Raw genomic sequence first — 13,742 nt, 5'->3', positions numbered from 1 at the left:
TTCGTGGTGGACATGCGGGGACAACCCCGCTCTCGCGCCTGGATGACGTCTCGCTAAACTGGTTGCAGTCGTTCCAACTATGGAGGTAGCCGGTGCGCGAGGTCGAGGTCAAGTATTCCGTGGCAGACCCGGAGGCGCTGCTCGTCGCCCTCAGGGCGCGGGGTATTCATGTTGGCAAACCGGCCTACCAGGATGACCAGGCATTTGCCCCGGTGGGCTGGTCCTTCGGGGACAGCAGGCTTGGAGTTTCGTTCCTGCGGCTTCGCACAGTGGACGGGCGCCACTGGCTCACGCTGAAGGAGCCGGGCGTCAATGCTCAGGACTGCTTGGAATACGAGACGGAGGTCGCGGACCGCCGGCAGATGCACGAGGCCATCCTGCGTATGGGGTACCGCGCGACCGTCCGCGTGGCGAAGACGCGGCGCACCGGCCAGCACGGCGACGTGTCGCTGTGCCTGGACGAGTTGGAAGGGGTCGGGACCTTCCTGGAACTCGAACGGATGGTGCCCGACGACGAGCCCGCCGCCCAGATCCAAGAGGAGCTGGCAGCCTTCGTCACGGCGCTGGGTGTCCCGGCCGCCCGCACGACCGAGACGTATGACTCCCTCGTGCGGGCGGCTCAGGAAGGAGCGGTGGTCCGGCTACCTTCCCGCCGGGAGAGCACCGAAGCTGCCAGTACGGCGGCCACCTCTTCGGCCGTCTGAGTCCCGATGTCGTGTACCACGACGGCGTAGCCGGCGGCTTGGAGTTCGGCGGCGACGGCCCGGTATGCCTCGGCCTCGGCTGCACCGGCTTCCGGGCCGCCGCGGTGGAAGCGGCTGTAGAGGCCGCGCCGGGCCGCCCGCTCGCGGGAGCGGATGGGATCGCCGGTGAGGATGACGGTCAGGTCGGGCCGGTCGGCTTGCTCGGTTAGCGTCCATAGAAACTTGGCTGGTACACCGTCGAGGCGTTGCAACACGAGGGATGAAGCGACGTAGCGGTCGCAGACCACCACGGTGCCGCTGGCGAGGGCGGGACGGATCTCGGTTTCGAGGTGCTGGTAGCGGTCGGCGGCCACGAGGCAGGCCAGAGCCAGACCCTCGTAGTCGTCCGTGCCAAAACGCGTGAGGCTACCCAGGGGACTGGCCGTGGGTTCTTTGGTAGCCAGCACAGGCAGGCCCTGTCCCGCGAACTGCCGGGCCAGGGCCGCGGTGACCGTGCTCTTACCGATGCCGCTGGGGCCGTCGATGGCGACGAAAAAGCCCCTGTTCATCGGCGGATGCTGGAACGGGCGTGCTGCTCGCGGGATAGCTCGATGAGGGCGGCTCGTACCTCCTCCACATTGGCCTCCCCGAACTGAATATTCACCGAGAAGTTGAATTCATCGCGCCCCCGCATGGCTTCGTCGACGCCGCCTTTGGTGAGGTCCACGGCGGTGTAGGCCAGCAACTGTGACGGCTGGTAGCGGCCGGTGGCCAACAGCCGGCTCCACTCCGGTGTGCCCGGATACGGCCGGAACTCGAAGACGGAGGCCCGGAAGCTCCCCGGATGTGGATCGGCCACTTCCCACAGCTCCCTGACATGACGGACGGTGGCGGCCAACTCGTCGCGCGTCTCGGTGGGGAAGCCGAGGATGAAGTAGCCCTTCACCGAGATGCCGCGCTCGGTGAGGCGGCGGACCGCGGAGCGGGTCATGTCCGGCATGATGCGTTTGCCCATGTACCCGAGGAGCCGTTCGCTGCCGGACTCGACGCCCAGAGCCACCTCGCGCAGGCCRTTGGCTGCGAGCAGATCGAGCAAGGCGTCGTCGGCCCGGTGCAGAATGTTGATACGGYCGGTGGCGTCCCAGACATAGCGGCCACCGATGCCGTGGGCTGTGAAGGCGTCCATGCAGCGGCGGATGAATCGTTCGTAGCCCAGAAAGAGATCGTCGACGAAGCGGAAGGCGGTTACGCCGTAGGCCTCGTGCAGCGCCTCCATCTCGGCGATGATCCCCGCAGGTGTGCGGGTGCGGATGGTGATGTCGGGGTTGGCGCTGACGGCGGCGCCGCAGAAGGAGCAATCGTAGGGGCAGYCGCGGGCGCCGACCATGTTGGCCTCTATCCGGCCGTCCGGCGCCTCGTACGGGTCGTTCGCCAGGAAGCGGCGGTCGACGAAGGGCAGGCGGTCCACGTCGGGTGCCAGGTGGTGGCCCGCGCCTGGCCTGCCGCCGGTGACGGGCTGGTGCAGAATTGGGTCGAGCCACATGACACCGGGCAGGTCGGCCCGTGCGCGCCTGTCTCTCAGCAGCTCCGCCACCCGGGTCTCGCCCTCGCCGAGCACCAAAGCTTCGAGAGCCCCGAAGCGGGGGTCGGTGATGATGGTCTCGGGCATGGCTTTGGCCTGATGGCCGCCCACCATGACGTAGATGTCCCGGTCCAGACCGGAGGCGATCTCCGCGCTGATCTCGTACGTCGGTGCCAGCAGGTTGAAGCCGGCCCAGCGTGGACCGAGGCGGTTCACAAGCTGGCAGGTTTCCTTGACGCCAAGCCCGAGGGCTTCGGCGTCGACAATCCCGACGTTGAAGCCTTGCGCTGCCGCATACGTGGCGATGTAGGCCATGCCCAGAACCGGCAGGGTGAAATCATTGACCCGGGGCCGCAGACTATAGTCCCGCAGCGGGGCATTGACAAATACCGCGTCGAGCGGACGGCTCAGGTCGGCGCCCCGAACGGCGCCGTCATCCGATATCTCCATACTGCGATCCCCAAGCAAGGGTCAGAAGGGTGAGCGTAGAAAGGTGTTCGCTGGCTAGATGGCGCCACTGGGCGCCGAAAGCGCGCTCGTGGTGGAGCCAAAGGTGTGACGGGGCGGCCCGTCCCGCCCAGGTCCGCACCGCCAGGTCGGCGTAGGGATACAGGCTCCAGTCATTTGTGTAGTCAGCGATCGCCGCGCCGGCCGTCCACGGGCCGATGCGCTGAACGCCTTGCAACTCGTCGACGAGGACGGGGAGGGAAAGACGGCTCCAGCCGACACCATGCTTCAGATATGCCGTGGCGGCAGCCCGCAAGGCAGCCCGTTTGAAGGCAAGGCCAAGTTCGGCGAACCGCTCATCCGTCAGAGCAAGGATGGTCTCCGGCGTAGGAAACAGCGCGTAAGCGTCACCATCCGGCAGCGGTACCTGCTCCCCGTGAGCCGCGCACAGCTCGCGGAAGAGCCTCTTGGACTGCCCCGCCCGGATGACCTGGCGCAGGATGGCAGTACCCAGCGCTTCCCACAGCGACGGGTTGCGGAAGCGCCCCACCCGCCCAAGTCCGGACAGTTCCTTCGCCAACTGCGGCACCTCGGCGGCGGCACCGTCCGGCAGGCTGAAGACGTCTGCCGCCGGCTCGGTGTCGTCTCCACCGAGCGCGGTGAGGGTGAGGCTGTCGCCTTCCACCTCTGCCAGGACCGGGCCACCCGGCAATGCAAATACGCGGCGCGCCCCTTTTTCGGTGGGGAGCCAGGCGGGGTGTTCGGTCATCCAGCTATCTGCGACAAGCGGCATGAGTAAAACTCCGGGTTACGGTATGCGTGGGCGAAAAGTGGAACGCTAGTATCTCACAGCGTCACCCCGAGGCAGACTGGTGTCAAGGGCGCGCAGGCCGTCCAGGACTCGCCGTAATACCACTAGATCATCGAAAACCAGACCGGGATCGGTGCGGGCGACACTCGGCCGGCGGTATGGAAGAAGAGGTGTTGGCGCCTCAGCTTCAGCGGGTATCGGCGCCTCGATCTGGCACCAGGTGACTTTGCCCTGGCCGGTGGGCGACGGGTAATAGGCTGCAGCGAGGCTCAGGGCTTCCACGATGTGAAGGCCCCGACCACCCTCGCCATCGAGGCATTGATCTTGGAGTACGGGCAGTTGTGGACTGCGGTCCCAGACTTCGATGATGAGGCTTGCGGCGGCCCAGCTGAGGCGCATGGTCACGATGGATTTCGGATTACTGTCCAGCGCCTGGGTGGCCCGGACCGCATTCGTGATGAGCTCCGAAACCAAGAGACCGGCGGTGTCGATGAGATCCCCAAGTCCCCGGGTCTGGAGTAACTGGGCTACCTCATGTCGGGTCAGCGCCGGGGCCGTGGTGGTCGCGGCGAACTGATGGACGCTCGACCGCAGATGGGCGGCTGGCTGCGGAGCCACTGCGGACGGCAGGTTCATGCCGGCTGAACCGCCCAAGCGGCGTAGCTCGGCCGCAACCGCTTCCGTCCGCTCTTCGATGACCGCCTGCCCCACGGCCGTGGTGGGTAGCTCGTCTACGGCGCAAGCGAGGGCGACGCCAATGGCTTCCAGATGTCCCCACGCGGCCGCGAACCCAGCGGCGATGCGGTGCAACGCCGCAGCGCCCGGCGGTCCCAGTGCGGAGTCCTGCCCTCCGGTGTTTGCGTCCACCGGCCCTCCCGTCCTGATATGAAGATCACCCGATGTGGACAACGCCCGGAACCGGGGAGCCGTACCTCGACCCGGCCCCGGGCGCCTGGGCTCAAGCGTGAACGAGCATCCCGGACCCCACCATGCCCAGGGATGTATGACGCCTATACGTGATGTTTCCAGGATTTGACCCGGGGTGACGGGCGTGTGTTTACACTGTTGCCGAGCGCGCCGGGACGGCCGCGAATGGGGACAGGTCGGGGAAAATATGAACGTCGCACCGGGCCGGTACTGCCGTTCCTGCGGGAGCCGACTGGCCCGCTACAACGCCACCGGATCCTGTGCGGCGTGCCAGCGCAAACGGCAGGAACTGCGTCTCCAAGCCCCGGTGGTGCCAGATCATTTCTGGCAGACGGACGAGCTGCGCGATGCCTTGGCCAGCTGGCATATCGGCCGGGTCGTCGCCGCCTACCGACGCAATCCGTGGCACGGCCGGGTGCTGTCCCAGGAGCTGGTCGGAGGATGGGTCGGTATCTCCCAGGTGCAGCTGTCCCGCATCGAGTCGGGCCCGCCGATCAAGGACCTGGACCGGCTTGTGATGTGGGCACGGACCCTGCGCATCCCGGGACGCTTCCTGTGGTTTCAGCTCCCCGAGCAGCGCAGCGAACCGGTCGAGTCCGCCCCGGCGGCGGCGGCCGTGCCCGTGGGGCCGGATCTGCCCGCCTTACTCGGAAGCCTGACATCTGGCCGGCTGCCCCTGGCCGCTGGCGAGAGACGCACACCCACCATCGGGATCTCGGCCTTCGACGGCATGACCAACGGCCAGAGTGCCGAGTTGCTGCTGAAGTTGTTCTTGCAGCTCGACGACGAACTAGGTGGTGACAGTCTGTATCTGCCCTTGTCTCGTTACGTCGCCCGGATGGCAGTGACCGTAGAGCAGGACTCGGGCGACGGGCTCGTGCCCTTCGGACAGTTGTCCCAGATGGCCGGCTGGCTGGCGCTCGACGCCGACCACCACGGGACGGCCCGCCGCTACTTCACCACCACGATCTACGTAGCGCACGAGGGCGACGAACCGGGCTTGGCCGCCAGCGCCCTAGCGTACATGAGCTTGCAGGAGACCTACCGGGGGCGGYGAGGGCCGGCACTGTCACTGGCGCAAACCGCGCTGGCCTCGGGGACCACGAACCTCACGCCGCTGACCAGGACGATGCTGGGCACCCGCCTGGCCCGTGCCCAAGCCGGGGTGGGTGACCAGGACGGCTGTCTGCGAAGCCTTGACACAGCCCGCGCCGACTTTGAGCGCRCCGGCCACCGCGATGAACCACTGTGGGTATCCTACGTCGACGAGGTGGAAGTAGCGGCCCAGGAGGGTGCCTGCTTCCTCGAACTGGGCTTGACGACCGAGGCCTCGACGGCGCTGACGGAAGCCATTGATCTGCTCACCCGACGGGCGCCCTACCGGGTGCGGGACCGGGTGCACTACCTGTCCCGGCTGGCCAAGTGCCAGTTGCTGGCTGGCAACGTCGAGCAGGCCTGCCAGACAGCCGGCAACGCCCTGGAGGTGAGCGAAGCCATCGGATCCACCCGGGTGGCCCTGCGCCTGAAAGAGTTTGCAGACGGCTTGGCGCCGTTCGGCGCAGTGCCCGCGGCCCGGGACTTCGCAGAGCGGTTCCGCCTGGCGACGACCTGACCCAGCGGCTTTAACCAACGAGGCCGAAGACAGCCGCCCGTAGGGCGCGGGGCCGGGTGAGATCTGGCAGGACAGCATCAGCCCCGGAAGCCTCAAGATCCACCGCGGTACTACTGCCGGTGGCAACTCCCACCGCCCGCACGCCAGCATCGTGGGCGCCTTTCACGTCGTGCGGCGTGTCACCGATGACGACGGTCCGGTTCGGTGGGAAGGTCACGCCGTACTTGGCCTCGGCCCGCTTGATCGCGAGCCGTACCAGTACGGTTCGGTCGCTGTCGTCATCCCCGAAGCCGCCAACTTCCAGGTCAACGTGGTCTTCCAGGTCGAAGGCGTGAAGTTTGGTGGCCGCGATGGAGCGGATGTTGCCGGTCACCACGGACTGMACCGTGTCCTTGGCCACCAGGCTCGCGACAGCCTCCTTCGCACCGGGCAGGCGACGGCCGGACTCCTTCATCCGGCCTTCGAGCTGGTGGGCGGCCTGACCAAGAGCCTCGTAGAAGGCGTCAAAGGTCGGCTCGTCGTCCGGCACGCCGTTGAGCCGGAGCGTGTCCAGCAGGATCGCGCGCTCGGTGCGGCCGGTCATGTCGGCCAGCTCCCGCAGGGGACGGCCGGTCACGAACTGGAAGGCGCGGGCGTAGATCTCCCGGCTGACCAGGTCAATGGTGACGAGGGTGCAGTCTATGTCCCACAGGATGAGGGCGGGTGCGGTCACCTCACCATGATCTCACAGCCGACCCGTATGTGAATCGACTGGTTTTCCGCTTGGACCTCGACGTTCGGTGCGGCCCCGAGAACCAGAGCGGCCCCCTATTGYGAATAGCACGATTCGGTTCTACGCGGACGAGAGCGCACTCGGCGTCGGCCGGAAGCCGGAAGCCGCCAGGCGTGATGTCGTTTATCCGGGACACAAGTTCGTGCCGGAATTCCCCCTGCCGAAGAAGGCTGCCCGGTTCGTGTCGGGGGTACGGCCGCGGGCCCGTTTCCTGGGTCAGGCGCCGTGGGCGCTGGTCGTGGCGAAGCCGCCGAAGGCGAAGCCGGTGAAGGCGCCGACGGCCGACAATGTAACCGGGTGAGCGCTCCGCGCCACCGGCCACATCGCTGACCATGGGAACTGGTGGGCAGCGCACGCCTGCGAGGAGCGAGCTCCTGGTGGGGGCCTTGCTAACCGGAGTACCGTGCCGGTACGGTGTCGGATGCGACATATGATGATCTCAGAGGAAGGGGCACAATGGACGACCGCGTTCCCGTGTGTCCCGCTCTGGTTACCCTCGACGGTGTGTACAGGGGCGTGAGGATTCGGCGGATGATCTTCTTCCGTCGGCGCCATGTCGACTTCGGTGTCGTTGTGACCGCATCCTGTCCGGGTCCGGGCGGATCGTTCAACCGGACATCCCGTGAAATCTCGGCCCGCCACAGGCCGAACAGTCGGTAGTCGTTTCCGAACAGATCAGGGACGACGAGTCAGGGACTCTGGCACCAGCCATCCGGTACCCTCCGCTCCCGTATCGCCGGACGTTTCCAGAAACCGCCCCATGTCCTCCGCGACGGAAGCTCTCCTGCCCCATCTTCCGTACCGACCGATGAAATCGTCACGGCCCGGTCACGTCTGTGCCAGTCGTGGCCCAGCGCCGGTCATGTTCTCGATGTTCCACTGTTCCCGGACCCGCCGGACCCGCGGTTCCGACGATTTTGCGTACCCACCGTAACAGTCCCTTCGCCTCGACATCTCACAAACAAACGCCGAGGCGTCCACCTCAGGAATGTCACGGCGGCACGTCGTCCATGCCGACACTTCATCCGTGTCGACACGGCATCCACGTCGACACGGCAACAGACACACAATTATACGACACACCACAAAAGAATCCGGTCATCACAAGATTCGGCGGACGCCGCTCGCGGCCCGCCGTACCCGTATGAATGGAACACGGTGCAGAACGTCTTATCCGCTGTCAGCCGTCGGCGCCGCCACCGGCGCGGTCGACGCCCCGTTCTCGCCGCCGTCGTAGTAGCGGCGGTCGCGCTGACCGCCGCCGCCTGCGGCAGCGACGACACGGCGTCCTCGGACCCCTCCGCCGCCAGCGGTGTGCTGAGCTGGTCGATACCGCCACTGTCAACCTGGGATCCCGTCGCCTCCAACTCCGGTATCGACGTCACCCCGCTGAGCCTCGCCTACGCCTCTCTGACACGGCTGATGCCCAACGGTGATGCCGGGCCGGGACTTGCGACCGAGTGGAAGTTCTCCCCTGACGGACTCACGCTCACCTTCACCCTCCGCCCCGGCCAGACGTTCTCCGACGGCGCACCGGTCGACGCCACGGCGATCAAACAGAACGTGGAACGGGGCAAGAGCCAGACGGGCTCGCAGGTCGCGCCGTCCCTCGCCGCGATCGCCTCGGTGGACGCGACCACCCCGACCGAGGCCGTCTTCCACCTCAGCCGCCAGGACTACGCACTGCCCCTCGTCCTCGGCGGGCGCAGCGGCATGATCGTAAGCCCCCGGGCGCTGGCCGGTGACGTGAAGGCGCTGGCCACGAAGCCCGTGGGAGCCGGTCCGTTCTCCCTCACCAACTACGTGCCGGACGGCCAGGCCGAGCTGGCGCGCAACCCCACCTACTGGGACGCGGCGAACATCCACCTCGCCGGGGTGACCCTGAAGTTCCTCTCCGACCCGGCCACCATCGCGGCGGCGCTGCAGAGCGACGAGATACAGCTGGCCAACTACATCTCCCCACCGCAGGCCAAGGCGCTGACCGCGGCGGGCCTCCAGGTGGAGGAGTTCCGCAGCCTGCAGATCTCCAACCTCGCCATCAACCGGACGATCAAGCCGTTCGACAATCCGAAGATTGTCGAAGCGCTGAACCACGCCGTCAACCGGCAGGAACTGCTGGACAAGCTCAACGCCGGCCACGGCGAAGTGGTCTACCAGCCCTTCCCCCGCGGCTATGTCGGTTACAACCCGTCCCTTGAGAACCTCTATGCTCACGATCCGGCGAAGGCCAAGGCGCTGCTGACCGAGGCGGGATACGACGGCACACCGGTCGTCATCAGCTACTTCACCAGCCCGGGCGGGGTGGACCGCGAGGTGGAGGCCCAGCTGTTGCAGGCCCAGTTCGAGGCGATCGGGCTGACGGTCAAACTGGAAAAGATCCCGTTCGGGCAGGTCGCCGAACGCTTCTACGTCAAGCGTGAGGTCGGCCTGCTGCTGAGCGGGACCTTCGGYCGCGAGGCCCCGGCCCAGCAGCTCGCGACCACCGCCACGCAGTACAGCAGCTACGACCCGGCGGCACTCACCGAAGCGCTGAAGAACGTCGCCCGGTTCCCGATCGACGACCCGGGCTACGCCCCCGCCCTGCAGGAGGCCACGAAGATAGCCGCTACAAAGGGCTCGGACGTCCTGGTGTTCTCCCAGCCCTGGCTGCTCGCCCATTCGAAGAAGCTGACGGGCCTGGTCGGGTATCTCACCTCGCCACGGCTCGAGGGCGTCCGGCTGGCCGCGTAGGCGGACCCGCTATCCCATGACCGAGATCACACTCGGCCCGCGGGGCCGGCGGGCGGGAGCGACCAGGGTCCTCCTGCCCGCCGTCCGCCGCGTGGCGGCGTTGCTGGCCACGGCGCTGATCGTGGCACTGATCAGCAGCCTGGTCATCTTCGCCCTGACCTTCCTGTCGCCCAGCGACCCGGCCGCGCAGAAACTCGGCCAGAACGCGACCCTGGAACAGGTCGTCGAGCTGCGGCACCTGTGGGGACTCGACCGCCCCTTCGTCGTCCAGTACTTCAGCTGGCTGGGCGACGCCGTCAGCGGGGATCTCGGCAGGTCGTACTTCTCCGACATCCCGGTCGCCCAGAGCCTGGGGCAGCGGCTCGCGGTCGACCTGTCGATCGTGAGCGTCGCCGTGGTGCTGGCCGTGCTGTTCGGCGCCGCGGCCGGTATCGCGGCGGCGGTGTGGCGGGGAAGCGTCGTCGACCGACTGGTGACGGCGGTGTCCTCGCTCGCGCTCACCGTCCCGGTGTTCCTGGTCGGGGTCATGCTGGTCGTCCTGTTCGCGGTGACCTGGCGATGGCTGCCGGCGAGCGGGTACGTGCCGATCGCGAAGGATCCCCTCGACTGGCTCCGCCATGTGATCATGCCGGGATTCACGCTCAGCCTGCTGCCCGGCGCCGTCGTGGCCCGGCAGCTGCGCACCTCCCTGGTGAGCTCGCTCGGGGAGAACTACGTCGTCGGGGCAAGGCTGCGCGGGCTGTCCCCGGCCCACATCCTGTTCGGCCACACGTTGCGCAACGCCGCCGGGCCCGCCCTGGCCACGCTCGGCCTCGAACTGCCCGACCTGCTCGGCGGGGCCGTCGTCGTGGAGACGGTGTTCGGCCTGCCGGGGATCGGACGATACGCGTTGCAGGGCGCCACCAGCCATGACGTGCCAGTCATTCAGGGAGTGCTGCTGGTGACGGTCGCGTTCGTCCTGATCTCCAACATCACCGTCGACACGCTGCTGTCCCGGCTGCGGCCGGCCACCAGGGAGGAGCACCGATGAGACACGCCCTGCGGGCCGTCTTCTCCTCGCTGCCCACCCGGGCGGCGGGCCTGTTCATCATCGTGATCCTCACGGTCGCGGTGACCGGTGAGACGCTGGCCCCCCACGACCCCCTGGCCCAGGACCTCGACTCGGCCCTGGCCGCTCCCGGCGGAAGCCACTGGCTGGGAACCGACTACCTGGGACGGGACACCCTCAGCCGGCTCGTCGCTGGCACCCGCGAGACGATCTTAAGCGCCGTGGCGATGACGGCCCTCGGCGCCCTGCTCGGCGTGCTGCCGGGCATCGCCTCCGCACTGCTCGGCCGCTGGTCCGCGTTCGCCGCCCTGCGGACGGTCGACGCGCTGCTCACACTGCCCACCGTGATCTTCGCGGTCGCGGTCGGCGGGCTGTTCTCGAACGGCCCGGCCGCCCTGGTCATCGCGATCGGGTTCCTGATGGCGCCACGCTTCTTCCGCATCGTCCGGGCCGAGGCGCTCGGTTTCAGCCGCACCCAGTACGTCGAGTCGGCCGCCCTGCTGGGCGCCTCTCGATGGTGGATCATCCGCCGGCATGTCGGGCGCAAGGTCCTGCCGACGATCGCTGTCACCACCTCGATCACGCTGGGCGGCGCGGTGTTCACCAGCTCGAGCCTGAACTTCATCGGCCTGGGCAGCCAGCCTCCCGCGCCGACCTGGGGCGGCATGCTCGCGGTGACAACCAGCCATCTGTGGGAGGACCCGCTCGCGCCGCTGTGGCCCGGGCTGATCATCGTCCTGACGATCTGGTCGTTCCACACCCTCGCGGACGGGCTACGCGAGGGCCTTGACGCAAGGAACCCGAGGAACGCGAGGAATCCGAGGCACTCGCGCCCCAGCCCGTCCCGCACCGCCACGCCCTCCCCCGTCACCTCGCCCGCCTTGCCCGAACAGGTCGGGACAGGGCCGGGGAGCCTGCTGGTGGGCCTCACCACGACTGGCCCCGACCCCGCCAGCCCGGCGGACGGGCCGGCTGACCAGGCCGGCCCGTCCGGCCCGGCAACCGCGGACGTACCGGATACAGGCGCGCTGGATTCAGATGTGCTGGATTCAGATGTGCCGGATTCAGATGTGCCGGATACAAATCTGCCGGATACGGATATAACGGATGCGGACACACCGGGTGCGGACACAGCTGACAGCACGGGTGTCAGGAACGTTGCGGATATTCCTGACGACCCGTCGTTCCAGGAAGGCTCCGGCGCCGTGCTGCTGCGGGTGACGGACCTGTGGGTGACCGCGCCCACCCACACGGCCACCGGCCATCATGGCGACACGGCCACTGGCCACCGGGGCGGTGTGGTGCGCGCGGTCAGCTTCACCCTTGGCCGTGGTGAGGCTCTCGGGCTCGTCGGCGAGTCCGGCAGCGGGAAGACCCTCACCTGCCGCGCGCTGCTCGGCGCCCTGCCGGAAGGCTGCGCCGTCAGCGGCGGAACGATCGTCTTCGACGGCCAGGACGTGACCGCGCTGACCGAGAAGCAGTGGCGCCCACTGCGTGGCGCCCGGATCGGGACGGTGTTCCAGGATCCGGCGTCCTACCTCAACCCGTCGCTCACCGTCGGCCGGCAGCTCACCGAGGTCCTGCGCCGCCACGGCGGGCTGGGCCGACAGGAGGCCCGGCAGCGGGCCCTCGAACTGCTCTCCGCGGTGGAGATCCGGGATCCGGCGAAGGTCGCCCGGCAGATCCCCAGCCGGCTCTCCGGCGGGATGCAGCAGCGGGTCATGCTCGCCGTCGCTGTCTCGTGCGAGCCGGACCTGCTCGTCGCCGACGAGCCGACCACGGCGCTCGACGTGCGCACCCAGGCCGAGGTACTGGCGTTGCTGGCGGCCCTGCGGGCACGGCTGAACATGTCCCTGCTGTTCGTCACCCACGACCTCGACATCGTGGCGGGCGTGTGCGACCGGATCGCCGTGTTCCACCGCGGCCGCATCGTCGAGACCGGGCCGGCCGACGAGATCGTCCACCGGCCTTCCCACCCCTACACCCGTTCCCTGGTCGCGGCGGCCTCGGCAGGCGCTGTGCCGGCCGCCTCTCCCGGGTCCGCTCAGGAGGTGCCAGTTGTCCGGGTCTGAGCTCGTGCCCGCCGCCCGCAAGCACTCCGACGCGGCCGGCGAACCGATCACCGCCCAGCTGCCGGCCGACGCCGGCCCAGCGGCCAGCACCGGCCCGTCCCACGACCTGTCTCTCGCGGACGACGAGCCGTTGCTGCGGGTGGCCGGCCTGCGGGCCGGTTTCCACGGCCCGGACGGGATCACCCACACCGTCCTCGACGGCGTCGACCTCACGATCTCCCCCGGCGAGATCGTCGGGCTGATCGGGGAGACGGGATCGGGCAAGACGACCCTGGGCCGGGCCATCGTCGGCCTCGTGCGCCCCACCGCTGGCACGATCCGGTTCGAGGGGGCGCAGATCCAGGGCCTGCGCGGTCGGCACCGGCGGGCGCTGCGCCGCCGCGGCCGGATCCAGTTCATCTTCCAGGACCCGCTGCGCTCGCTCGACCCCGACCAGCGGGTCACCGACATCGTCACGGAAGGGCTCGCGATCCGTCGGGAGCTCGATCCCGCGGGACGCCGTCAGCGCGCCGCCGAGGCCCTCGTCGCCGTCGGCCTCGGCCCGGAGTTCCTCGACCGTCTGCCCGGCGAGATCTCCGGCGGCCAGCGCCAGCGGGTCGCGATCGCCCGCGGGATCGTCACCCACCCCCGGCTGCTGATCTGCGACGAACCGGTCAGCGCCCTGGACGCCGCGAACCGCACGCACATCCTGCGGCTGCTCGCGCGGCTGCGCGACGACCAGGCGATAGCCATGCTGATCATCTCGCACGACCTCGCGAGCATGGCGGACGTCGCGGACCGGGTCGCGGTCCTCCACAACGGCCGGATCGTCGAGGAGGGGCCGACCGCGCGGGTGTTCGCGGCACCCGCGCACCCGTACACCCAGCTACTCATCGCATCCAGCCCGCGTACGGCCCGCGACCCTGGCTCGGGCGCCGGCGCCGACCACGGCCCCGGCCGTGACCACGACGGCCCCGAGCGCGACGGCTCCGAGCGCGACGGCCGTGACCTCGGCCCGGCCACGGCCCGGCCGGGGCCCGGGAACAACGTGGCCGGCCAAGGCCGGTAACCCCGGATCG

General features: G+C 68.6%; 11 protein-coding genes. 6 read left to right on the top strand and 5 right to left on the bottom strand.

What is annotated here, in order from left to right; translation table 11 throughout:
- The first annotated feature begins 92 nt into the window (after nt 1–92).
- Nucleotides 93–704 (top strand): class IV adenylate cyclase, encoded by a 612-nt coding sequence (gene cyaB, locus BL254_RS14365; RefSeq protein WP_076843543.1) that lies wholly within the window; start codon nt 93–95, stop codon nt 702–704.
- Here cyaB and tmk read toward each other — a convergent pair.
- From tmk to BL254_RS14345, 4 genes are read right to left on the bottom strand one after another with little or no spacing between them, the layout of a single operon-like run.
- The gene (tmk, locus tag BL254_RS14360; RefSeq protein ID WP_052914603.1) at nt 620–1,252 is read right to left on the bottom strand and encodes a dTMP kinase; all 633 of its coding nucleotides are present in this window, start codon (nt 1,250–1,252) and stop codon (nt 620–622) included. The two genes, cyaB and tmk, sit on opposite strands and share 85 nt — an antisense overlap.
- A complete protein-coding gene (locus BL254_RS14355; RefSeq protein ID WP_076843542.1) occupies nt 1,249–2,715 on the bottom strand; it encodes a B12-binding domain-containing radical SAM protein in 1,467 nt (488 codons plus the stop codon). The genes tmk and BL254_RS14355 overlap by 4 nt, the downstream gene beginning before the upstream one ends.
- On the bottom strand, nt 2,699–3,505 hold the full coding sequence (locus tag BL254_RS14350; protein ID WP_217699289.1) for a hypothetical protein: 807 nt from the start codon (nt 3,503–3,505) through the stop codon (nt 2,699–2,701). Before BL254_RS14350 ends, BL254_RS14355 begins: the two co-directional genes overlap by 17 nt.
- Before the next feature lie 45 nt (nt 3,506–3,550).
- Nucleotides 3,551–4,390, bottom strand: coding sequence for an ATP-binding protein (locus BL254_RS14345; protein ID WP_235433514.1), 840 nt, complete (start codon nt 4,388–4,390; stop codon nt 3,551–3,553).
- A 247-nt stretch (nt 4,391–4,637) separates the two neighbouring features.
- On the opposite strand from BL254_RS14345, the gene BL254_RS14340 reads away from it, so the two are divergent.
- Complete coding sequence (locus tag BL254_RS14340) at nt 4,638–6,062, top strand: helix-turn-helix transcriptional regulator (RefSeq protein WP_076843541.1); 1,425 nt, start codon at nt 4,638–4,640, stop codon at nt 6,060–6,062.
- A 10-nt stretch (nt 6,063–6,072) separates the two neighbouring features.
- Here the strand turns inward: BL254_RS14340 and BL254_RS14335 are convergent, their stop codons facing one another.
- Entirely contained in the window at nt 6,073–6,774 is a 702-nt protein-coding gene (locus BL254_RS14335) for an HAD family hydrolase (protein WP_047223157.1), read from the bottom strand.
- A gap of 1,218 nt (nt 6,775–7,992) precedes the next feature.
- Here BL254_RS14335 and BL254_RS14330 point away from each other — a divergent pair.
- The 4 genes from BL254_RS14330 to BL254_RS14315 are packed head-to-tail and all read left to right on the top strand — an operon-like array spanning nt 7,993 to nt 13,732.
- The gene (locus BL254_RS14330; protein WP_047223156.1) at nt 7,993–9,564 is read left to right on the top strand and encodes an ABC transporter substrate-binding protein; all 1,572 of its coding nucleotides are present in this window, start codon (nt 7,993–7,995) and stop codon (nt 9,562–9,564) included.
- 16 nt (nt 9,565–9,580) lie between these two features.
- Nucleotides 9,581–10,594: an ABC transporter permease gene (locus BL254_RS14325; RefSeq protein ID WP_047223155.1), complete on the top strand. Its 1,014-nt coding sequence runs from the start codon at nt 9,581–9,583 to the stop codon at nt 10,592–10,594.
- The gene (locus BL254_RS14320) at nt 10,591–12,684 is read left to right on the top strand and encodes a dipeptide/oligopeptide/nickel ABC transporter permease/ATP-binding protein (protein ID WP_052914602.1); all 2,094 of its coding nucleotides are present in this window, start codon (nt 10,591–10,593) and stop codon (nt 12,682–12,684) included. The genes BL254_RS14325 and BL254_RS14320 overlap by 4 nt, the downstream gene beginning before the upstream one ends.
- Nucleotides 12,671–13,732, top strand: a complete 1,062-nt coding sequence (locus BL254_RS14315; RefSeq protein ID WP_083731087.1) for an ABC transporter ATP-binding protein — start codon at nt 12,671–12,673, stop codon at nt 13,730–13,732. The genes BL254_RS14320 and BL254_RS14315 overlap by 14 nt, the downstream gene beginning before the upstream one ends.
- Nucleotides 13,733–13,742 lie beyond the last annotated feature (10 nt).

Source organism: Protofrankia sp. BMG5.30, from assembly GCF_001983005.1.
GTDB lineage: Bacteria > Actinomycetota > Actinomycetes > Frankiales > Frankiaceae > Protofrankia > Protofrankia coriariae.
This window is presented reverse-complemented; position numbering and strand designations above follow the sequence as displayed.